Genomic DNA, 20,828 nt, shown 5'->3' on the forward strand with positions numbered 1-20,828 from the left:
TACGTCCGGACGTTTCGGAGTAAAAGCTGTCGGCCAACATCGTTGGTTTTGGCCAAATAAACCCATACGAACCCACAACGAGTTTTTGTAGCGTTCGTCCGAGGATCGGTCACTATTGCATTTTGATAACATCTCGTCCCGTGGTGACCGGTCGACTCGTCCGGCGACCAGAGCCTACTACTCCGCCAAGCGTCGATTGCGGGGTCGAACTCGTGGGTGCGTCGGTTCGACCCTGCAGTGCAGCGTTGGACGGCGCTACTGTGCGCTCTCAGCGTCGACGACCCGCCCGAGAAACAGTACCGCGTCGGTCGGCCGATCTCGAACGAAAAACAGGAACGGCCGGTCTGCAGTCACCGTCGGCGGGCCGGACTCGAGTGCACCGGAGAACCCCGTCGCGGCGATCGCCTCGGTTCCCTCTTCGTCGACGGAGACGTACGCCTCGTGGTAGACGTCGAAGAGGAAGAGATCGTCCGACCCGGCCTCCGTCGGCGCGACGCCCTCGAAGTTCGCCCGCTCCGGATCGAACGGATCGGGCATGCCGAGGTCGCCGAGGACCGCCGCGAGTTCGAACTCGACGTCGAACTCGAACCGGGGGAGTTGGATCATCGCCTCTCGCTTCTCGAGTTCGTCGAAAATCCCGGCGATTCGGTCGGCGTCGAGGTCGGCCTCGAACGACTCGAAAGCCTCGCGGGTCCCATCGGCGTCGGGAGCGGCCTCGGACGGCCGGGGAACGACGATCACCATGCTCACGTCCTCGCCGACGTACGGGAGTTCGATCGCTTGGTAGTCCTCACCGTGGGCGTACGGGAAGTCGTTGGTCTGGCTCATCATCCGAACCTCGTCGGTCGAGCCATCCAGCGCGGTAAACTCCCTGTCGCGAGTGTCCTCGGGATCGAACGCCTCCGCCCAGTCCGCAAAGAGCGCGACCGCGTTGGTCACCACGAGCCGCGTCGCCTCGGTCACTGAACTCGCCGGGAGGAGTTCGGCGATTCGGCCGTCAGTCGCCTCTTCGACCCACTCGTTTACCTCGCCTCGAGCGGCGTCGCGATCGTCGACAAAGTCGAGTTCGCGGAGCCCAGTGCCGTAGTTCGTCTCGAGTGTCTCCAGAAATTCCTCGCGATAGGGGTAGCCCTCCTGACCCCAGAGGGCGTTGGCGACGAAGAGTTCGAACTCGCGACCGCCACGAACTCGGTCGACGACGCCGGGGGTGGCGGCGGCCTCGGCTCGTTCGTTCAGATCGTACTGGAGCGCACCGACAGCGGGGTGAAGGTCGTCTTCGGGTGGGAACTCGAGCGTCTCGGTCAGCTGGTTGGCCGTCCTCCCGCGAGCGCCCGCTCGAGCCATCGCGAGCGCCGCGGCGATGCTCACCGGCGAGAAGACGACGTTCGCGTTCGGTTCGTCGTCCGCGAACTGCCGGAGCACCGAGGTCGCGAACTCGGTATTGCCGCGGATCAGTTCCTCGAGGTGTGCGTCGGTCGCCGCGGGCCTCGTCTCGGGACCGAGGTCGCCCTCGGGTCCGGCGCGGGTGTGCCAGAGGAGGCCGCCGCCACCGACGCCGACGCCGAGGAGGGCAAGGGCGTGTCGGCGTGAGAGTGTCACGAATCGTGACATAGTTTCGAGGCGAATAAATCTTGTGAACGTTCCAATACGAACTCGAGTGGCTCGAGTGTGGCGGGTGAGCACGCGATTCGATTTCACAGAGCCGGAACGGCATGTGCGCTTCGACAGTGTCGATCGGATCGCCGTTCCGACGGCGAGAATATAATCTTACTGAGTCATGGAAAACCAACCCATAGGTCCTTAAACCCCATTTATTGGGATTTTGCGATACATTTGTAGTTTTATTTATGTAGTTGGACGTCCAAGAGTACCTCCCTGATCCCAGGGGCTGGAAAACTATGACCGAACGAAAAGACCCAATACAGCCCGTACCGCGGCGCGTCGCGCTGAAATTGATCGGTATCGGGGGCGGAATCGTACTCGGAACCGGATCCGTCGTGGGGAGAGACCACCACGACGACCCGAAGCCTCACCCCCACGATACGCACTGGGGAGAATCCGTCGCTGTCGACGGCGGCGAGGTGCGAACGTACGCGACGACGAATCGAGCGGACGAACTCTCGTCGCTCGGCGTCCACGTCGACGGGAACGCTCTCGAGGCATTCGACGAAGACGAGTCGCACTTTCGACTGAACTTTCCCACCGTTGATACCCGTCAGTTCGAGTTTCTTGGCTTCGACTACACTCCCAGTGGCCACCCGCCAGAGGAGATTTACGATGTTCCACACTTCGATATCCACTTCTACATGGTGGGGGAACGTGAGATTGAGAACATAAGCGGCGGCCCGCTTGGCGAGATGCCGCTTCCGTTCCTCGGTATCGCGGCTTACGATATCCCCGACGACCAGTTCCCGGAGGGATACGAGTTCGAGCAAGTGCGATTTATCGTAACGGAGATGGGCGAACACCTGCTCGACGCGACCGCACCTGAATTCCACGGAGATAACTTCGCCCATACGTACGTTTACGGAGCATACGATCCGAGCATCGATCCGGAGAACCCGGACGACACCACCAGTATGCCGCTAGGGCCGGAGGGTGAAGATGTCGACGTACCGGTTTACGGAACCGGGAGCGAAGGTGAGATCACCTTCGTCGAGCCGATGATCACCACCGAATTCCTCCGTGAGGACCTCTCCGAAGCGGTCTCCGTCGAGGTCGCGACACCCGAAACCGGCGACTACCCGACGGCCTACGCCATCAAACCCGACGGCGAGGGTGGCGCGTTCGTCTCCCTCGAGGGATTTTGATCGCTCATCTCTCGTCACCAAGTTCCCGTTTTCTTAACCGTGCGTCGGTACTGGTGCGCAGACGCTGTGAACGGTGCGACTGCTCGGAGTTCATCCCCTACGGCTGATCGGTCGTCCAGAAACGAGAGACAGGATCGAACCGCGGCCGATACGGATTGATGGCTGACTGTTCGGAGGCGGTTAGTTCAGTTCCTCGGTGAGTAGTTTCCGAAGAACCAGGTGGAGGACGCCGCCGTTCTCGACGTACTCGACCGCCATCGGCGTGTCGACCTGTGCAGTCACTGTGAACTCGGTGACGTCACCCTCATCGTCCTCGGCGGTCACCGTCAACTCGGCGTTGGGCTCGAGGCCGTCCTCGAGTCCGGAAATCTCGAAGTACTCGTCGCCCTCGAGGCCGAGTTCTTCCCAGCCCTCGCCCTCTTCGAACTGCAGAGGCAGGACGCCCATGCCGATGAGGTTGTCACGGTAGATGCGCTCGTAACTCTTGCCGATGGTCGCGCGGATGCCGAGCAGGTCGGTCCCTTTGGCGGCCCAGTCGCGACTCGAGCCAGTGCCGAGTTCCTCGCCAGCCATGACGACCAGCGGCGTCTCGTCCTCGCGGTAGCGCTCGGAGGCTTCGAAGACCGTCGTCTCCTCGTCCGTCGGGTGGTGGATCGTGTAGCCACCTTCCTTCCCATCGAGCAGTTCGTTCTCGATGCGGACGTTGGCGAAGGTCCCGCGCATCATGACCTCGTGGTTCCCGCGGCGCGAACCATAGGTGTTGAACTCGTGGGGTGGGACGTCGCGTTCTTTCAGCCACTGGCCCGCTGGCAGGTCCTCGCCGAACAGGCCCGCGGGACTGATGTGGTCGGTCGTGACCGTATCTCCGAGCGTCAGCAGTGCGCGCGCGTCCTCGACGTTATCCACGCCGGGGGCCTCGAGTGGGAACTCCTGGAAGAACGGCGGTTCGCGGATGTACGTCGATTCGTCGTCCCAGTCGTAGACGTCGCCAGTTGGCGCGTCCAGCGCTTCCCAGCGCTCGTCGCCCTCGTAGACGCTCGCGTACTTCTCCTCGAACATTTCGGGGGAGACGCTGTCGTGGATCGTCTCGCGGATCTCCTCGGTGTCCGGCCAGACCTCCTCGAGGTAGACCTCCTCGCCGTCGTCGTTCGTACCGATCGGCTCCTCCTCGAGGTCGATGTTCATCCGGCCCGCGAGGCCGTAGGCGACGACCAGTGGCGGGGACGCGAGGTAGTTCGCCTGGATCTTCGGGTGGATACGCGCCTCGAAGTTGCGATTGCCCGAGAGGACGCTCGTCGTCCAGAGATCGTGTTCCTCGATTGCGTTCTCGATCGGTTCCGCCAGCGGCCCGGAGTTGCCGATACAGGTCGTACAGCCGTAGCCGACGACGTGGTAGCCCAGTTCTTCGAGATCCTCGAGCAGGCCCGATCGCTCTAAGTACTCCGTGACGACCCGGCTGCCGGGTGCGAGACTCGTCTTGACGTACTCGGGTACCTCGAGTCCGGCTTCGGCGGCGTTGCGCGCGAGCAGACCAGCGCCGACCATCACCGACGGGTTCGACGTGTTCGTACAGGACGTGATCGCGCTGACGAGGACGTCGCCGTGGCCGATCTCGACCTCGGTGCCGTCCTCGAGTTCCACGGGAACTTTCTCGTCGAGTGCGAGGCCGGGGCCGGCGTCGGTCGCGTCCGCCGCAGACGCGCCACTGCCATCGCTAATGGCGGGCTCCCCGCCCGGACCGAGCACGCCCTGGTCCTCGAGCAAACTCGGGAAGTGCTCGTCTAAGTCGCCCATCGGGATTCGCTGGTGGGGCTTCTTGTGGCCGGCGAGGCTCGGTTCGACCTCACCCAGGTCGAACTCGACGACCTCGGTGAACTCGGGGTTTTGCTCGCCGAAGAGGCCCTGTTCCTCGAGGTACGCCCGAACGAGGTCGATGTGTTCGGGGTCGCGACCCGTGAGTTCGAGGTACTCGAGGGTTTTCTCGTCGACGGGGAACATGCTGATCGTCGAACCCTGTTCGGGGGCCATGTTCGCGATGGTCGCCCGATCCGCGACCGAAAGCTGGGAGACGCCGGGGCCGTAGAACTCGACGAACTTGTCGACGACGCCGACCTCGCGGAGCTTCTCGGTGATGTGGAGGACGAGGTCCGTCGCCGTCGCACCCTCGGGGAGGTCACCCTCGAGGCGGACGCCGACAACTTCGGGCAGGGACATGTTGATCGGCTGACCGAGCAACGCGGCTTCGGCTTCGATGCCGCCGACGCCCCAGCCGACGACGCCGATGCCGCCGATCATGGGGGTGTGGCTGTCGGTGCCGACGAGCGTGTCCGGAACGAGCCAGCGTTCGCCGTCGACCTCGCGATCGTGGACGACCCGTCCGAGGTGTTCCAGGTTGACCTGGTGGACGATCCCCGTCCCCGGCGGGACGACCTCGAAGTCCTCGAAGGCCTGCTGGGCCCACTTGATCGCACGATATCGCTCTTCGTTGCGCTCGTACTCGATCTCGACGTTCTTCTCGTAGGCGTCGTCGGTGCCGAAGTGGTCGACCTGGACGCTGTGGTCGATCACGAGGTCGCAGGGAACTTCGGGTTCGACGACCGTCGGGTCGACGCCCTTGCGGTCTGCAGCCGAGCGAAGCGCTGCGAGGTCCACCACTGCGGGAACGCCCGTGAGATCCTGCAGAACGACCCGCGAAACCGTGAAGGGAACTTCGGCGTCCGGCACGTCTGGCTCCCAGGAGGCCGCGGCGCGAACCGAGTCCGCGTCGATCTGATCGCCATCAGCGTTTCGCAGTACTGACTCGAGCAGAATGCGGATGCTCACGGGCAGCGAATCCAGATCGCAGAGACCGCGTTCCTCGAGAACCGCCAGATCGGCTATCGTATACGTTTCGCCGGCGTGTTCGAACTCCCGGATCGCATCCGAGAAATCCTCGGTTACCATGAGAGTGAGTTCGAATTAGCCGCATTTGAAACTGCCGAATTCTGCAATAAGAACGATGTGAACCCGTCATTCGTTGGGTTGGTCCCCCATCACAGTCCGACCGTCACGATCCGTTCGGCTACACTCCGGCCGGACGAGGAGCTACCGATCGGCGACTCGGACGTACTCGACGAACGCGAACCCGTCGCGGTCGTCCCGGCTCACCTCTCGCCAGGGCTCCCAGTCTAACTCGGGAAACCGCGTGTCCCCGTCGGGATCGTCGTGAATCTCGGTCACGATCAGCCGCTCGAGTGCCGGCAGATACTCCTCGTAGACGGTTGCACCCCCGGCGACGAAGATTCGATCCGCGTCGTAGCGTTCCTCCGCAACGTGCTCGGCGACCGCGAGGGCCTCCTCGAGTCCGTTCGCGACCGTCGCGCCGTCGGGTACCTCGAGATCCTGACTCGTCAGCACGATCGTCGTCCGGCCGGGCAACGGCTCGCCAAGCGTCTCGAGGATTCCCTCGTACGTGACCCGACCCATGATCACGGGGTGGCCCATCGTCGTCTCCTTGAAGTGTGCGAGGTCGGCGGGGACGTGCCAGGGCATCTCGCCGTCGCGGCCGATGATCCCGTTGTCGGCGACGGCGACGATACCGACGAGCTCCAGCGGCGTCTCGAGATCTCGCGCCGGATCGATATCGTCGCTCATTCCGCTACCGAGAACGTGAGCGGGGCGTGGGAGTCGTAGCCGTGTAACTCCACATCCTCGTACGATAGGTCGTCGATCGTGGCGTCGCCGATCTCGAGGGTCGGCCGCTCGTTTGGCTCGCGTGTGAGCTGTTCGAGTAAGTTCGGCACGTGGTCGTAGCCGTTCTCGCCGTCGGCCTCGGCGGGCGCTTCGGACTCGAGCCACTCGCGGACTGCGCGGTACTCCTCGCGGTCGTCGACGTCGGCCAGGCGGGATTGCAGGGTCTCGAGGTTGTCGGCGTACCACTCGCCGCGGTCGCCACGGCCACAGTAGACGTGGGCGTCGACGACCGTGTGGGCGAACGTGCCGGGTTCGAAGCCGGTCTGGGTCGCGACGACTTTCGTCAGGAGCGCGTAGGCCGCGACGTTGAACGGCACGCCGAGGGCAATATCGCCCGAGCGCTGGGTGAGATGACAGTTCAGGCGGTCGCCCTGGACGTTGAAGACGAACGAGTAGTGACACGGCGGCAGCGTCGAAATCGCGGCGTTAGCCGGGTGCCAGGCGTTCACCACGAGCCGCCTCGAGTTCAGCGAATCCGAGAGCGTGTCGACGACGTACTGCAATTGGTCGAACGTGAGTCGGCCGCCCTCCTCTTCGGTCACCCAGCGGTGGGTCTCGTCGGGCCAGGACTCACCCTCGAGTCGCGCCTCACCCTCGGGGATCGGGTACCGTCGCCAGAACCGTCCGTAGGCGGTGTCCAGGTGGCCCTCGTCGTCGGCCCAGGCGTCCCAGATCTTCGTCTCCTCGCGCAACTCGCGGATGTGCTCCTCGCCGGAGAGATACCAGCAGACTTCGTGGAGCATCGAGTTCCACCGATAGCCGTCCATCTGCTTGGTCGTCAACAGGGGATACCCCTCCTGTAAGTCGACTTCGTACTGCTCGCTGAACGAGGAGATGGTGTCGACGCCGGTCCGGTTGGGCTTGTACGCACCCCCGGCAAGAGCCGATTCGACGAGCTCGAGGTACTGTCGCATCGTGACGCCGTTTCGCGCGCGGGTTCTTTAGCGTTCCTGAACCACACACGGAGGCCCCGTCGATTCAGTACGATTCGACGTCGAGTCCATCGATCCGTTCGAAGTGCTCGACGTTTCTCGTGAGTACCGGTTCCTCGTGAACGAGCGCCGTCGCGGCGATGATCGTATCACCGATCCCGATCGCCTGACCATCGGCCGCGAGTCGTCCGTCGATACGGCCGGCTTTTTTCATGACTGCGGCGTCGGCCGGGTAGACGTGTCTCGTCTCGAGTACGCTCTCGATGTGTCGTCGTCGCTCACCAGATTGTTTCACTCGTTCGACGCTATGATAGAGTTCGAACTGCGACATCGACGAAACACAGAGCGGAACACGCTGTGCTTCGAGATCCTTCAGCTTCTCCACGGCGCGATCGTTATCCTGCATTATGTCGATGAGAACGTCCGTATCGACGATCACGAGTCCATTCGCTCCGCTAGTCGGTCGAGTTCGTCGCGCGATCGTTCGTCCCGCGCGTGGATCGCCTCGCGCATCGACTCGGCTTCCTCCTCAGTGAGCATTCCCTTGAGATCGAGCAGCGACCGTTCCCCTGCGATTCGTTCGACGGTATCGGAGAACGACTCACCCTCCCGCTTGCGGCGCTTGAGTTGGCGGTATGCGTCCTCGGTAAGTCGGACGTTGCGATACTCGGTATCGCCCATGCACACACATGTGTGCAGAACGTGCTTAACTGTTGTGCAGGGTTTCCGGGACGTGGACTGTTCGTCCCATTATGTGAACCGCAGCGGAGCGTAACATCGAGCCGCCATTACTGGGACCATGTGTCGGGTCAGGTGAGCGCAGGGCGTCGCGCGGACGTAAGTTCCAACACGATACCACGAGACAGTGAGACACGATGACGATTCGGGAGACGATCGAAACGACGGCGCTGATCGACAACCACGCCCACCCCGTCGAACCGCTGTCGGAGACGGACGTCCGCGAACGCTTCGCGCGCTGGTTCACCGAGGGCGACCTCGAGTACCGCGACGCCAGACACACCTTCAACTACCGGGCGGCGCTTGGCGTCCTCGCCGAACGGTTCGACGTCGACGCCGGACCCGGTGACGACGCGTTCGAGCGGGAACTGCTCGAGTCCCGCGCCACGGTCGATCGCCACGAGTACACCCGCGACTGCATCGCCTCGACGAACACCGACGTCATCCTCACGGACGACGGCTTTCCGGACACCTCGCCCGCCGAGTTCCGCGAGTACACCGATGCGGACGTCTACCCGCTGTTGCGCCTCGAGGCGCTCGCCGAGTCGCTGATCGACGACCACGCCGAGTTCGGAGCGTTCGAGGACGCCCTCGTGGATCGGATGGAGTCGGCCCTCGAGGGCGAGTACGTCGCGCTGAAGACCATCGTCGCTTACCGGCGCGGACTGAACGTCGGGACGGCCGATCGCGCGGACGCCCGGGCGGCGTTCGCCGACGTCCGATCGGGCTGGGACGGCCGCCTCGAGCACCCACGACTGCTGGATTACGTGATCCATCGCGCGTGCGAGGTCGCCGCCGACTACGACGCGCCGATCCAGTTTCACGCCGGATTCGGCGATCCTGACGCCCACCCGCGATACGTCGACCCGACCCACCTCGTGGCGTGTATCGAGGCCCATCCCGAGACGTCGATCGTCGTCCTCCACGGGGCCTACCCCTACGTCGGCCAGGCGGGGTACGTGACCGCGACCTACCCGAACGTCTACCTCGACCTCTCGCTCGCCGTGCCGTTCGCCCAGCACGGCTCCGAACGGGTGGTCTCGACCGCGATGGAGCTCGCGCCGACGACCAAACTGCTCTACGGCAGCGACGGCTTTTCCGTCCCCGAACTGTACGTTCTCGCGGCGCGTCGGTTCCGGGACGCGCTCGCGTCGACGCTCGAGGGTGCCGTCGCCGACGGCATCGTCACCGAATCGTACGCCGAGACGGTCGCCGAGAACGTGTTGCGCGAGAACGCGTTGGGGCTGTACGATCTCTAACGATCAGTTCCCCCTTCCGAAAGTCCGAGTTGTCGCACCGCAAACTCGAGCAGCGCCTCCGCCCCTCGAACGACCTGCTCGCGCTCGACGAACTCGAGGGGTTCGTGGGACCACGCGCCCGCGGGGCCGTACTCGACCAGGGTCGGGAGCCTGGTGCCGTGGTAGATGGAGGCCGCGTCCGTAACGCCGGGGGCGACGGTGACGCCGGGGTCGTAGCCGAACGTCCCGCGGGCCGCGTCGATCGCCGTCGCGACGAGCGGGTGGTCGAGCGAGTCGGCCTCCGAGGCCGCGACGGCGACCGGCGGGAAGAACTCCTCGGGGTCGATCTCCGCCTCGAACTCGACGTCCGGCGCGCGGTCGGCCGCCTGCGACTCGATCGTCGTCTCGAGGTGGTCACGGACCGACTCGAGGTCGTCGGGGAACGACGCCCAGCGCGGAAAGCGGACGTCGAACGTCGTCTCACACCAGTCCGGAACGGAGTTGACGCCGCCGCGGTCGACGACGCCGTCCTCGACGCGCCGGACGTCGCCGCCGGCGATCGTCGTTCCGGCCGCGACGGTGAGATCGCCCAGCAGTTCGTCCTCGCGGAACGGCTCGACCAGTTCGTTCCGGAACGGCCGATCGCGCACGCCGGCGAGCGCCTCGGCGGTCCCGAGGACGGCGTTGCGCCCGAGGTGGGGCGTAGAGGCGTGGGTCGACTCACCCTCGGCCCGCAGGCTGATCCACGCCAGCCCGCGGTGACCGATCGCCGGGACGAAGCCGTACGATCCCTCGAGGACGACCGCCGCGCCGCTCGGGTCGGGATACCGGTCGCCGAGCCAGTCGGGGTAGCCCTCGCGGCCGACCATCGCCTTCGCGCCCTCCTGGGCGACCTCCTCGCCGACGAGGTGGCCGTGGACGAGCGTCCCGTCGAGTTCGGCGTCGTCCCCGAGAGCCGCCTCGAGTGCGAGCAGCGAGCCGACGAGACAGACGATCGATGCCTTGTTGTCGTAGGCGCCGCGGCCGACGAAGACCGCCCGTTCGTCGGCTGAACTCTCGCCGCCACCGCGGTCGTCTCCCTCGGCTCGACGACGCCAGATCCGATCGTACCGGCCGCGGATCGAGCGCGTCTCGACCCGGTCGCCGACGCGGAGTTCGAGGGTTTCGGGTTCGGGTCGGCGGACGACCCCCCTGGCCAGTTCGTACGGATCGTCGTTCGGCCAGTCGGTCGAGTCACCGGGCGGAACGGTGTCGGTGTGGCTCGTACAGACGAGTAGCTCGTCGCTTTCCCCCTCGAGGACGGCGTAACAGTTGTCCCGCGGCTCGCTCGCGCTCCCGACGTCGGTCAGCCGTTGAGTCGTCAGATCGGCCCGCTCGAGGCGCTGTGTGAGGAACTCGTGAAGGTGGCCGACGGTCGTCTCCGGATCGTCGGTGGTCCCCTCCGCGCCCGTTACGCTCGGTCGGGCGACCAGGGCGGCGAGCAGTTCCTCCAGGTCGGTTTCGTGTGCGCGGATCCACTCGCGTCCGCGCTCGACGATCGCGCGCTCCGCCGTGGAGAGCCCGTCGCTCGTCTCACCGGCGCGTCTCTCGTTCGTCGTCGCTTCGTTCGTCGTCTCGGTCGGCCCGTGTTCGTCGCTCATCTGGTCGTCACGTGTGGTGTGTCCGTTTGGTGTCGTTCGTTCGATACGCGTCAGTAGTCCAGGTCGGTCGGCGATCGGGCGCGCTCAGAACGCCCGCAGAAGGTAGTCGGCGGTCCACTCGCCGTCCTCGTCGACGGAGGCCTCCCACTCGCTGCGTTTGACCTCGAGGTACGACTCGTGGAGCGTCTCGCCGAGTGCGTCGCGAAGGACGTCGTCGGCGGCGAGTTCGTCGAGTGCGTCCGCGAGCGTCTCGGGCAGGCGTTCGATGCCGCGGGCGTCTCGCTCGTCCTCGGAGAGCGCCGAGGGATCCCGGTCGAGCGGTTCGCCGGGGTCCAGACCGCGCTCGACGCCGTCCATTCCGGCGGCGAGCAGACCCAGTTCGACGAGATACGGGTTGGCGGTGTTGTCACAGGACTTGTACTCGATCCGCGTCGACCCGGTCTCGTCGCTCCAGTTCGTCGACGGAACGCGGACGCAGGCCTCGCGGTTGTCCGGCCCCCAGCAGGTAAACGCCGACGCCCACATGCCCGGCTGGAGGCGGTCGTACGACTGCACCGTCGGCGCGGTGAGCGCGACGAGCGCGGGCGCGTGCTCGAGGACGCCCGCGACGAACTGGCGTCCGAACTCGCTGAGTCCGTACGGACCGTCGGCGTCGGGGTCGGCGAAGACGTTCTCGTCGTCGCGCCACAGCGAGAGGTGGACGTGACAGCCGCTGCCCGGAAGGCCATCGAACGGTTGTGGCGCGAACGTAGCCTCGAGGCCGTGCTGGCGAGCGACCGCGTTGACGGTGGCCTTGTAGAGGACGTGGTTGTCCGCCGGTGCGATCCCCTCGTCGTGTTCGATCACAAGCTCTTGCTGGCCGGGGCCGTACTCGGGGTAGTAGTTCGACAGTCCGAGTCCCTGAGCTTTCAGCGCGTCGACGGTGTCGAGTGTGACGTCGTGGGCCGAATCCATCCCGTCGACTGCGAAGCAGGTGCTGTCGTCGAACGGCTCGAGCCCCTCGCCCTCCTCGGGATCCCGTGCCAGGTAGTACTCTCCCTCGAACGCCGCGGTGGGGACGAGGCCGTCGTCGGCCAGCTCCGCGAGGTACGACTCGAGACGTGAGCGCGGGCAGGCGTCCCACGGCGTGCCGTCGAGTTCGTACATGTTACACAGCGCGACCGCGGTCCGGTCGGCGTAGGGGAGCACCCGAAACGTCTCCGGGTCCGGGACCACCCGTATCTCCCCGACCGGGCCGAACGTCCCGTCGGGGACGAGGGCGTCGAGGGCGTTGAACGACTGCATCCCTTTCGTGAGGTTCGCACCGTCCTCGAAGATCGCGTCGACGTCGCCGGCGTCGAGTACGCGCCCGCGAGGCACGCCGCTGTTGTTCACGAACAGCAGTCGCACGAGCTCTACGTCGTTTGCGTTGATCGTCCGTTCGATGTCGGTTGTGTCAGTCATTACTGACCTCCGGAGTGTCAGCTGGTACCACGAACCCCTCGCTCAAAACTGTTGGTTCGACTGGGTGATGGGGCGATCCCGTTCGCTCCTCCCCGCCACCGCCCGACGGCCCGGGCGAAGACCGGTCCCCGATCCTGTCGGCGCTCGACCGAAATACCGCACGAACGGCTTTTGCCCGTCGAGTTCATACGATTGGCATGGGTGACTCGATCCGCGTTCTCTCCGTCGGCGTGGACTTCGCGGATCGAATTGGTGACACGAGCGAGGCGGTCGACAGTCGCCTCGACGTACGGGCCACCGACTCCGTTCCCGCCGCACTCGAGGCGGTGGCCGAAACCGACGTCGACTGTCTCGTTTCGGGCCACGACCCGCCCGAGATGGACGGTATCGCGTTGCTCGAAGCGATTCGAGAGACGCACCCGTCTCTCCCGTTCGTTCTGTGTCCCGACGACGGCTCCGAGGCGCTCGCCAGCGAGGCGATTTCGGCCGGCGTCACCGAGTACGTCCACGCCAACGACGAAGCCGACCGCTGTGAGTCGATCGCCCGGCGCGTGATTGCCGCCGTCGGTTGCGAGAACCGTCGGACGAGACCGTTCGTAGGCAGACTCGAGGACTTCGTCGAACACTCCCCGGACATGATCGACGTCCACGACGCGGAGGGGACGATCCTCGACGTCAACCGTCGCTTCTGTGAGGCGCTCGGCCAGTCGCGGGAGGAACTCGTCGGCAGAAAGATCTGGGAGGTCGATCGATCGCTCGATCCGGACGAGATTCGAGCGACGCTAGCCGAGATGAACGTCGGAGATCGCCGTCACGTCGAAACGCGGTTCGAACGCGACGACGGATCGTCGTTCCCCGCGGAAGTACACGTCGCCAAGCTCCGAGGCGCCGACGACGACCGGTTCGTCGTCATCACGCGCGACATTACGGAACGAAAACGCCGTCAGCGAGAACTGATCGAACTCGAGAACGCCCTGGAGATCGTCCTCGAGCACGTGCCAGTCGTCTTCTTCGCGTTCGACGACGAAGGGGTGTTCACCCGGTCACAGGGGCGGGCGCTCGAACGGGTCGGTCTCGAGCCGGGTGAGGCCGTCGGCGAATCGGTGTTCGACCTGTACGCCGACGTTCCGGCGATACTCGAGCACAGCGAGCGGGCGCTGGCCGGTGAGCCGGTGAGCACGGTCGTTGAGGTCCGCGAGGCGACCTTCGAGTCGTGGTACCAGCCGATCTTCGAGGGCGAAGCGGTCACCGGCGTCGTCGGTCTCTCTTACGACGTTACCGAACGCGAAGAACGGAGGGAGCAACTCCAACGACAGAACACCAGGCTCGACGAGTTCACGAGTATCGTCTCCCACGATCTTCGCAATCCGCTGAACGTCGCCAGCGGTGCACTCGAACTCCTACGCGACGGAGACAGCAACGAGGAAGTGACCGGAACGGACGCGCCGACAGACGCCGACAGAGCGATATCGATCGCGTCGAACGCACACGATCGAATGGATCGACTGATCACGGATCTCCTCTCGCTCGCACGCGAAGGAGAACGCGTCACGGAGGACGAGCCGGTCTCGCTCGAGGCCGCCGCGCGACGGTGCTGGCAACACGTCGAAACGTCGAAGGCCACACTCGACATCGAGACGACGCAGACGGTCCGCGCGGACGGCGGCCGTCTCGAGCAACTCCTCGAGAACCTCGTGAGCAACGCCGTCGAACACGGTTCGACGAGCCCTCGGTCACAAACTCCCGAGGACGCCGTCGAACACGGTTCGACGAGCCATGCAGAACCAGACAGTTCTGCAGACGCGATCGACCACGGCGGCGACGACGTGACGGTCACGATCGGCGACCTCGAGGACGGCTTTTACGTCGCAGACGACGGCCCTGGGATCGACGAAGACGACCGCGAGCGCGTCTTCGAGTGGGGGTATACAAGTTCCCGCGAGGGGACCGGACTGGGGCTGAGTATCGTCGAAGAGATCGTCACCGCTCACGGCTGGACGATCGAACTCTGTGAGGGGGTCGACGGCGGCGCGCGGTTCGAGATCACCGGCGTCGAGATCCTCGAGCGGTGACCGACGGCCCCCGTTCTCGGCACACGACTCTCGGCTCTGACACGCGAGTTCCGTCGTCGATGCCCACGTCCGTGCACACATTCTACTCGCCAAAAGGGTAACGCTTACAGGTTCGTGCGCTCCGCTATCGACTATGCGAGAGAACGTGCTTCTGATCGGTGGTGGCGGCCGCGAACACGCTATCGCCCGCGCGCTCGCGGATAGCGAGGCCGACATCTACGCCTGTGCAGGGAACCGAAACCCGGGTATCGCAGAGATTGCGGCCGGATTCGAGACTCTCGAGACGACGGATCCCGAAGCCGTCGTCGAGTACGGGACGGAAGTCGAGGCGACTATCGCCGTCGTCGGCCCCGAGGCACCACTCGAGGCGGGCGTCGCGGACGAACTCGAGGCCGCCGGGATCTACGCCTTCGGCCCCAAGGAAGCCGATGCCCGTATCGAGACGGACAAGGCGTTCCAGCGTCGGTTCATGGCCGAAAACGACGTCCCCGGCTGTCCGGACTTCGAGACCTTCGACGACATGGAAGCCGCCTGTGAGTTTATCGACGAGTACGACGGCGACCTCGCGATCAAGCCGGCCGGGCTGACCGGCGGCAAGGGTGTGAAGGTGATCGGCGACCAGATCACGGCCGAGGAGGGCAAGGAGTACATTCGCGAGTCCGACTACGACCGGATCGTCTTGGAGGAGCGACTGATCGGTGAGGAGTTTACGGTCCAGGCGTTCGTCGCCAACGGGACGTTCGAGACCGCTCCGGCCGTCCAGGATCACAAACGTGCCTACGAGGGCGACGAAGGGCCGAACACGGGCGGCATGGGCAGTTACTCCGACGCGACCCGCGAACTGCCGTTCATGACCGAGGAGGACTACGAGGAGGCGGTCTCGATCATCGAGGCGACCGTCGACGCCTTAGCGGACTATCGGGGCATCCTCTACGGCCAGTACATGCTGACCAGCGAAGGACCGAAGGTGATCGAGTTCAACGCCCGCTTTGGCGACCCCGAAGCCATGAACACGCTGCCAGTCCTCGAAACCGACTTCCTCGACGTACTGACGGCCGCACGAGACGGCGAGGCGGTGCCGGAACTCGAGTTCGCCGACCAGGCCACGGTCTGTAAGTACGCCGTGCCGGAGGGGTATCCGACGGATCCGGACGCGGGTGCGAAGGTGCAGGTCGACGAAGAGAGCGCGGGCGACGCTCTGCTGTTTTACGCGAGCGTCGACGAGCGCGAGGACGGCATCTACACGACGACCTCGCGATCGTTCGCCCTGGTCGGCGTCGCGGACACGATCACCGACGCCGAAGGGATCGCAGAGGACGCCCTCGCGGTCGCCGGCGACGATGGACTACACGTCCGCCACGACATCGGTAAACCCGACCTCGTCCAGCAGCGTATCGACCACATCGAAGAACTTCGGGGAGACTGAGACGGTTTCCTGCCAGTCAGTGCCGGCGCACCCGCGATCCGGGCGGCGGGTGGGTGTACCGGTCCATCGGGACAGCAATCCGTGTGAGACGGAACACGTGTCGGACCACAGTAGCGAGTCCGGCCGCCGTCACCCGAAGCCGTACGTCGACTCGAGATCGTCGAGGAGGTCGTCGACGATCTCCGGATCGTACGTCCAGAACCCGTAGTACCGGTCTGGGCCCCGTTGCTCGGCGACCAGCGCACATTTTTGGAGGGCGTTTTCGGCGCCATCGAAGACGAGAAACCAGACGTCGCCGATCTCCCCGCCCGCGTCGGTGACGACGGTGACGTCGTCGAACGGATCGTCCCACTCGTCGTCGATGAAGACGGTGACCGTCACCGACCTGCGGGTCGCGAGCCGTTCGTAGACGTCTTTCTGATCGGCGAGAGCGTCCCGTCGTTGGAATCCCACGTACAGTGTTCCGCCACCGACACGCCAGGCGCGCTCTTCGATCTCGCGAGCCGCTGTGAGCATCTGGCGGCGATCGTAGGCGCTGAACACGGTGTTCTCGAAGAAGTCGAACAGTTCGTCCGGCTCGACGGTGGCGTCTGTGAGCTCCCACAGCGGGTTGATCTCCGGTGAGAGGATCGCATCGAACTGCTCGATCCCGAGTGCACCGCGGAACTCGCCGTCGCCACTACGGACGACCACAAATCCAGTCACGTCCAGCGCACCCAGCGACCGGTGTGAGACGTCGACGTTTCGGGTTTCGAACTGCGTCGCCAGCTCGTCGGCGATCTCGGGATCGTCCGTGTAGACCTCGAGTCGCTTTCGGCGTCGTTCGACGGCGTCGATGGTGTCGCGTAGCCCCATCATCACTCCGTTTCGACGTCTATACACGAGTAGATTGTCGGCGGGATCGAGACGTCGTCGACGGTGCCGTCTTCGGGGTGAAACGCGAGGAGGCCGTGGTGGTCCAGTCGAGGAAGCGTCGCGTGATAGAGGGAGATCCGTGCGTTCTCGTAGTCGGCCTCCGTCGCGATCGTTCCCGTCTCGGTCGCGGACACGGCTGCGAGGACCGCAGCGAGTCGAGGAAGCGTCGTCTCCGAACGACCACGCAAGAATCGGATTGTCGTTCGCACGTCGTCGTCCGCGATCAGACGGAAGACCTGGTCGGCGGAGAGGTCGACGGCAGCCGACTCGAGTTCGGCGACGATATCGAAGTAGTCGTCCATGCGGGACAGTCGCCCTCCGCCGTTGTAAGGTAAATAGATGACGAACGCTAGGATGGCGAACTCCGCCGTCGAACGCATCCCCTCGCGCTCGAGGCCGAGAAACAGTTCGAGCGTCCTCGCCAACGCGATTCGGACGATCGTCTCGTCGAGTGGCCATCCGTCCTGCAACAGTACTCCATTCACTCGACGTTCTTCCATTCGACTGCCCATGACAACAAGTCACGTGGTAACGGCGGCAATCGACGTTCGACCCGCTAGAACTACACAGACGTAGCGCTCAACGGTAGTCGATCGTTCGAACCCGCGAAAAGTAACACTCGAATGACTGTAATCAGAGGTCGACGTACTGGGATTCCCACTCACGCCGGGCCTCGAGTTCACGCCGACCGCGACGAGTAAGCGTGTAAAAGTTCGTCCGGCGGTCGCGACGGCCCTTCTCGACCAGGCCCTTGTCGACGAGGGTGTCGAGGTTGGGGTAGAGTCGCCCGTGGTGGATTTCTTTCTCGTAGTACTCCTCGAGTTCTTCTTTGATCGCCAGTCCATGGGGTTCATCCTCGCCAGCGATGACGAACAGCAAGTCACGCTGGAATCCTGTCAGGTCGTACATTGGGAAAGTACCACTCGTACTTACTGTCGAATTTTAATAAGGCTATCGGGTTGCTATGATCAAAACCGGGATATTGCCCGCAACAAAACGCTATCCAGCCCGAGAGAAATGATAACGGCCGTGATGAGTAGATCCGCAACCCACACCTAACACGGAGTTCATGTTTACAGTACGTTCATTAACTCTCGGGATAATTATATCGTGTTTGCAACCACTCGATCGCAACACTGTAACGATATCCGGGACTCGAGTCGAGCGTTGACTCACCGGTACAAGATACGCGAGCATCGGCTCACCGGTACAAGATACGCGAGCATCGGCTCACCGGTACAAGATACGCGAGCATCGGCTCACCGGTACAAGATACGGAAACAGGAAAGCAGATCGCGTGACGGAAAAAGTCACGCGATCGCTTGCCGCCCTGAATTGGTCCCCGCTGACGCTTCGGCCCTCCAAGCGAAGCGTCAACAGAAAGATTTCGCTGGTTCCTCTTAAAGGTAACGACACACTCTCGGAACGTGATATGTCTGTGAGGCGTTTGTGGCCACTCGAGGACCTGCGTGATTGCCTCGGTCACCCGCCGTCGCTCCGAGGCGCGATCACATGTGCTCTTCTTCGAGAACCCACCCGAGTGCGCGTTTATAGTGGGTAAACATCGATTCGACGCCGTCGTGGCGCATCTCTTCGCTCTCGAGTTGTTCTTTCAGAAACTCGTATTGCTCGCGGATCTCCGCTTCGTCGCGCATACCGAGAGATGGACGACGAGGGACAAAAGCCCGCGGGAGCAGGTCCTCGGGTATCGGCGTCACGACGGTGGCGACGATAATCCGCTGGGGTGACTCGAGCTGCAAGTCATAGGGATTATCGTAGGAGTTCATCGTTTCCCAGTGAAGAACCGAGAGACAGTGCCGAAAGAGAGGATTCGAAACCGGTGGTTGGCTACGATAATCCCTATCAGTCGCTCTCCTGCGGCTGGCACCCACGAGACGACCTCGAGTTCGCGACCGACGTCTCGCTGTCTTCTGTCCGACAGTGTCGGCCAACGGGTGTCAAAAATGCGTGGTTCGAACGTCACCCGTTTCGCTCGAGGCGTGGGTGATCGTCGAGGATGGTTCCGGTCCGAAACGGTGGCGAAACGAGATCGGGTCTGATCGTGAGACGGGACACGGCCGAGTGCCGATCGAGAAACCGAACCCGATCCGTTAGCGGTGTTCGATCGCTTAGACCCCGTCGTCCTCGTCGTCTTCGCCGTCGTCCATCTCGTCGTCTTCCTCGCCGAGCGTGAGCGTGATCTCCTCGTCGGCGCCGTCGATCTCGACCTCGTCTACGGCCTGCTCGCCTTCGTATTCGGCTCCGACCGCGTACTCGCCGTCCTCGAGGTCCTCGAACTCGGCCTGTCCGTCCTCGTCGGTTTCTTCTTCCCACTCTTCGGCGTCTTCGTCGTCGTCCATCTCGTCGTCTTCGTCGTCGTCATCCTCGTCGTCCATCTCTTCGTCTTCGTCGTCCTCCATCGCATCGTCTTCGTCGTCCTCCATCGCATCGTCATCCTCGTCGTCTTCGTCGTCTAATCCGTCTTCCTGAAGCTCGACGGTCGCCCCTTCGACGGGTTCGGCCTCGTCGTCCTCAACGGTGACCGTCAGCGTGTACGTCTCGGCTTCGTCTTCTTCTTCTTCGTCGTCTACCGGATCCTCCTCTTCGTCGTCCATCGGATCTTCTTCTTCGTCCGGATCTTCCTCCTCTGCGGGGTCGTCGTCCATCGCGTCGTCGTCTTCCTCGCCGGGACCTTCGTCGGCACATCCGGCCAGAACGAGCGCACTTGCTGTACCTGCCGCAGCGATGAACTTCCGCCTGTTGAATCTGGGGTGGGACATATTCCTGGATAGAACGTTCCCGCTGGTTTCAGTGCGGCCTGCAGTTGCCGTACGTTAATCACCTGTGGAACGTCGTGTTTCGTCCAGTGACGGTCCGCGAGTCGAGACAGTTGCAGCAATCCGTATGATTCGCCGGCGGCTCGAGGCTCGTGCGATCAGATCCCGGCTCGACGGTTTCTACGGAACCGTCGACGCGATCTCGAGCGATAGGTGAACGCTCGCCGTCGCGACGGTGTACGCTCACTGTAGCATGCGCTTTCTGATGCTCCCCGTCTATCTCGGCGGCGTGGCCGCTGGCGGGCTCACGATCGGCCGCCCGTGATCAGTGGGACTTTCCGCTCGGCCGGCGTAGCGTGGCTCATGAAGATTCGCGGGGAACGCGAGTGCACCGAGTGTGGCACCCGCTGGTCGTACTACGAGACCGGAAGCATCGGCTGTCCCGCCTGTGGAAGCCTCCACAGCGTCGGTCTCGACGAGCGAACCGAACACACGGATCTCCGCGTCGAGTTCGATCTCACTCCGGTCCGCGCCGACATCGACGAGGTGGCGACCGACGAACTCGCCGAGCGGGCTCGAGACCGCTGTCGCGAGTACGTCCGCCGCCGCGGGTTCGTCAACGCCGGCGATCTCCGTGACCTCGACGACACCTATCTCGCGGCGACCGAACTGCTCCACGTCGCCGATATCGTCGTCCGCGAACGCGATCTCGAGGAACGCGAAGCGCTGTACTTCCTCTCGCTGTTGCGCGACGCCGACGACGACGAGCGCCCGGCGCCCGACGAGGTCCCGCGGACGCTGCGGGCGGGCCGCGGACTCGCCTACGCCAACGCGGTCAGGGAGTACCGCCGCGAGATCCGGACCTGGGCCGACGACCGCGAGCTTACGACCGCCGAACGAACCGCCCTCGAGACGCTCGGCGAGCACGTCAAACGCGTTCGGATGCTCGACGGCGACGTCAGTCCACGGACGGCAGAACGGCTGGTTCAGGCCACACGCGAGCTCGCGAACGGAGTCCACGGCGACGAACTGGCCGTCATGAAGGCCCAAGACCGACTCGAGGAGTTGGAGGCCGGCAGCCTCGAGTAACGAAACGGAGACTCGA

Annotated in this window: 18 protein-coding genes; 5 read left to right on the plus strand and 13 right to left on the minus strand. The window is 64.1% G+C overall.

What is annotated here, in order from left to right; all coding sequences use genetic code 11:
- Positions 1-255: 255 nt before the first annotated feature.
- Positions 256-1,599 carry a serpin family protein gene (locus GRS80_RS12700; RefSeq protein WP_160047885.1) on the minus strand — a complete coding sequence of 448 codons (1,344 nt, stop codon included), beginning with the start codon at positions 1,597-1,599 and terminating at the stop codon, positions 256-258.
- A gap of 299 nt (positions 1,600-1,898) precedes the next feature.
- On the opposite strand from GRS80_RS12700, the gene GRS80_RS12705 reads away from it, so the two are divergent.
- Positions 1,899-2,810, plus strand: coding sequence for a hypothetical protein (locus tag GRS80_RS12705; protein WP_160047886.1), 912 nt, complete (start codon positions 1,899-1,901; stop codon positions 2,808-2,810).
- Positions 2,811-2,990: 180 nt separating this feature from the next.
- Here the strand turns inward: GRS80_RS12705 and acnA are convergent, their stop codons facing one another.
- The 5 genes from acnA to GRS80_RS12730 form a co-directional block, all read right to left on the minus strand.
- Positions 2,991-5,753, minus strand: a complete 2,763-nt coding sequence (gene acnA, locus GRS80_RS12710) for an aconitate hydratase AcnA (protein WP_160047887.1) — start codon at positions 5,751-5,753, stop codon at positions 2,991-2,993.
- Between the two features lie 141 nt (positions 5,754-5,894).
- Positions 5,895-6,443 (minus strand): dihydrofolate reductase, encoded by a 549-nt coding sequence (locus GRS80_RS12715; protein WP_160047888.1) that lies wholly within the window; start codon positions 6,441-6,443, stop codon positions 5,895-5,897.
- Positions 6,440-7,456 carry a thymidylate synthase gene (gene thyA, locus GRS80_RS12720; protein WP_160047889.1) on the minus strand — a complete coding sequence of 339 codons (1,017 nt, stop codon included), beginning with the start codon at positions 7,454-7,456 and terminating at the stop codon, positions 6,440-6,442. Before thyA ends, GRS80_RS12715 begins: the two co-directional genes overlap by 4 nt.
- Positions 7,457-7,520: 64 nt before the next feature.
- Positions 7,521-7,880, minus strand: coding sequence for a type II toxin-antitoxin system VapC family toxin (locus tag GRS80_RS12725; RefSeq protein WP_160047890.1), 360 nt, complete (start codon positions 7,878-7,880; stop codon positions 7,521-7,523).
- Between the two features lie 29 nt (positions 7,881-7,909).
- The gene (locus GRS80_RS12730; protein WP_160047891.1) at positions 7,910-8,155 is read right to left on the minus strand and encodes an antitoxin VapB family protein; all 246 of its coding nucleotides are present in this window, start codon (positions 8,153-8,155) and stop codon (positions 7,910-7,912) included.
- A 194-nt stretch (positions 8,156-8,349) separates the two neighbouring features.
- On the opposite strand from GRS80_RS12730, the gene GRS80_RS12735 reads away from it, so the two are divergent.
- On the plus strand, positions 8,350-9,471 hold the full coding sequence (locus tag GRS80_RS12735) for an amidohydrolase family protein (protein ID WP_160047892.1): 1,122 nt from the start codon (positions 8,350-8,352) through the stop codon (positions 9,469-9,471).
- On the opposite strand, the gene GRS80_RS12740 is transcribed toward GRS80_RS12735, so the two are convergent.
- Positions 9,468-11,090, minus strand: coding sequence for a M20/M25/M40 family metallo-hydrolase (locus GRS80_RS12740; protein ID WP_160047893.1), 1,623 nt, complete (start codon positions 11,088-11,090; stop codon positions 9,468-9,470). The two genes, GRS80_RS12735 and GRS80_RS12740, sit on opposite strands and share 4 nt — an antisense overlap.
- Before the next feature lie 84 nt (positions 11,091-11,174).
- A complete protein-coding gene (gene glnA2, locus GRS80_RS12745; protein WP_160047894.1) occupies positions 11,175-12,533 on the minus strand; it encodes a gamma-glutamylputrescine synthetase in 1,359 nt (452 codons plus the stop codon).
- A gap of 197 nt (positions 12,534-12,730) precedes the next feature.
- Here glnA2 and GRS80_RS12750 point away from each other — a divergent pair, with 197 nt between their 5' ends.
- Both GRS80_RS12750 and purD read left to right on the plus strand, forming a co-directional pair.
- Positions 12,731-14,605 carry a PAS domain S-box protein gene (locus tag GRS80_RS12750; RefSeq protein WP_160047895.1) on the plus strand — a complete coding sequence of 625 codons (1,875 nt, stop codon included), beginning with the start codon at positions 12,731-12,733 and terminating at the stop codon, positions 14,603-14,605.
- Positions 14,606-14,738: 133 nt separating this feature from the next.
- Complete coding sequence (gene purD, locus GRS80_RS12755; RefSeq protein WP_160047896.1) at positions 14,739-16,031, plus strand: phosphoribosylamine--glycine ligase; 1,293 nt, start codon at positions 14,739-14,741, stop codon at positions 16,029-16,031.
- A gap of 129 nt (positions 16,032-16,160) precedes the next feature.
- On the opposite strand, the gene GRS80_RS12760 is transcribed toward purD, so the two are convergent.
- The 5 genes from GRS80_RS12760 to GRS80_RS12775 all read right to left on the minus strand — a co-directional run bounded on the left by GRS80_RS12760 (position 16,161) and on the right by GRS80_RS12775 (position 19,726).
- Positions 16,161-16,889 (minus strand): DICT sensory domain-containing protein, encoded by a 729-nt coding sequence (locus GRS80_RS12760; RefSeq protein WP_160047897.1) that lies wholly within the window; start codon positions 16,887-16,889, stop codon positions 16,161-16,163.
- Positions 16,889-17,416, minus strand: a complete 528-nt coding sequence (locus tag GRS80_RS12765; protein WP_235019739.1) for a hypothetical protein — start codon at positions 17,414-17,416, stop codon at positions 16,889-16,891. Before GRS80_RS12765 ends, GRS80_RS12760 begins: the two co-directional genes overlap by 1 nt.
- A gap of 163 nt (positions 17,417-17,579) precedes the next feature.
- Positions 17,580-17,855 carry a PadR family transcriptional regulator gene (locus tag GRS80_RS12770; protein ID WP_149081927.1) on the minus strand — a complete coding sequence of 92 codons (276 nt, stop codon included), beginning with the start codon at positions 17,853-17,855 and terminating at the stop codon, positions 17,580-17,582.
- 599 nt (positions 17,856-18,454) lie between these two features.
- A complete protein-coding gene (locus tag GRS80_RS20435; RefSeq protein WP_200840386.1) occupies positions 18,455-18,601 on the minus strand; it encodes a hypothetical protein in 147 nt (48 codons plus the stop codon).
- A gap of 474 nt (positions 18,602-19,075) precedes the next feature.
- Positions 19,076-19,726, minus strand: coding sequence for a hypothetical protein (locus tag GRS80_RS12775; RefSeq protein ID WP_160047898.1), 651 nt, complete (start codon positions 19,724-19,726; stop codon positions 19,076-19,078).
- 360 nt (positions 19,727-20,086) lie between these two features.
- On the opposite strand from GRS80_RS12775, the gene GRS80_RS12780 reads away from it, so the two are divergent.
- The gene (locus GRS80_RS12780; RefSeq protein ID WP_160047899.1) at positions 20,087-20,812 is read left to right on the plus strand and encodes a TFIIB-type zinc ribbon-containing protein; all 726 of its coding nucleotides are present in this window, start codon (positions 20,087-20,089) and stop codon (positions 20,810-20,812) included.
- The last annotated feature ends 16 nt before the right edge of the window (positions 20,813-20,828 follow it).

This window comes from Natrialba sp. INN-245 (assembly GCF_009807105.1).
Lineage (GTDB): Archaea > Halobacteriota > Halobacteria > Halobacteriales > Natrialbaceae > Natrarchaeobius > Natrarchaeobius swarupiae.

Bases quoted from the DNA above. Each gene is read 5' to 3' on its own strand.
- GRS80_RS12705 (WP_160047886.1), top strand. From the start codon at position 1,899: ATGACCGAACGAAAAGACCCAATACAGCCCGTACCGCGGCGCGTCGCG.
- acnA (WP_160047887.1), bottom strand. From the start codon at position 5,753: ATGGTAACCGAGGATTTCTCGGATGCGATCCGGGAGTTCGAACACGCC.
- GRS80_RS12715 (WP_160047888.1), bottom strand. From the start codon at position 6,443: ATGAGCGACGATATCGATCCGGCGCGAGATCTCGAGACGCCGCTGGAG.
- thyA (WP_160047889.1), bottom strand. From the start codon at position 7,456: ATGCGACAGTACCTCGAGCTCGTCGAATCGGCTCTTGCCGGGGGTGCG.
- GRS80_RS12725 (WP_160047890.1), bottom strand. From the start codon at position 7,880: ATGCAGGATAACGATCGCGCCGTGGAGAAGCTGAAGGATCTCGAAGCA.
- GRS80_RS12730 (WP_160047891.1), bottom strand. From the start codon at position 8,155: ATGGGCGATACCGAGTATCGCAACGTCCGACTTACCGAGGACGCATAC.
- GRS80_RS12735 (WP_160047892.1), top strand. From the start codon at position 8,350: ATGACGATTCGGGAGACGATCGAAACGACGGCGCTGATCGACAACCAC.
- GRS80_RS12740 (WP_160047893.1), bottom strand. From the start codon at position 11,090: ATGAGCGACGAACACGGGCCGACCGAGACGACGAACGAAGCGACGACG.
- glnA2 (WP_160047894.1), bottom strand. From the start codon at position 12,533: ATGACTGACACAACCGACATCGAACGGACGATCAACGCAAACGACGTA.
- GRS80_RS12750 (WP_160047895.1), top strand. From the start codon at position 12,731: ATGGGTGACTCGATCCGCGTTCTCTCCGTCGGCGTGGACTTCGCGGAT.
- purD (WP_160047896.1), top strand. From the start codon at position 14,739: ATGCGAGAGAACGTGCTTCTGATCGGTGGTGGCGGCCGCGAACACGCT.
- GRS80_RS12760 (WP_160047897.1), bottom strand. From the start codon at position 16,889: ATGATGGGGCTACGCGACACCATCGACGCCGTCGAACGACGCCGAAAG.
- GRS80_RS12770 (WP_149081927.1), bottom strand. From the start codon at position 17,855: ATGTACGACCTGACAGGATTCCAGCGTGACTTGCTGTTCGTCATCGCT.
- GRS80_RS20435 (WP_200840386.1), bottom strand. From the start codon at position 18,601: ATGCGCGACGAAGCGGAGATCCGCGAGCAATACGAGTTTCTGAAAGAA.
- GRS80_RS12775 (WP_160047898.1), bottom strand. From the start codon at position 19,726: ATGTCCCACCCCAGATTCAACAGGCGGAAGTTCATCGCTGCGGCAGGT.
- GRS80_RS12780 (WP_160047899.1), top strand. From the start codon at position 20,087: ATGAAGATTCGCGGGGAACGCGAGTGCACCGAGTGTGGCACCCGCTGG.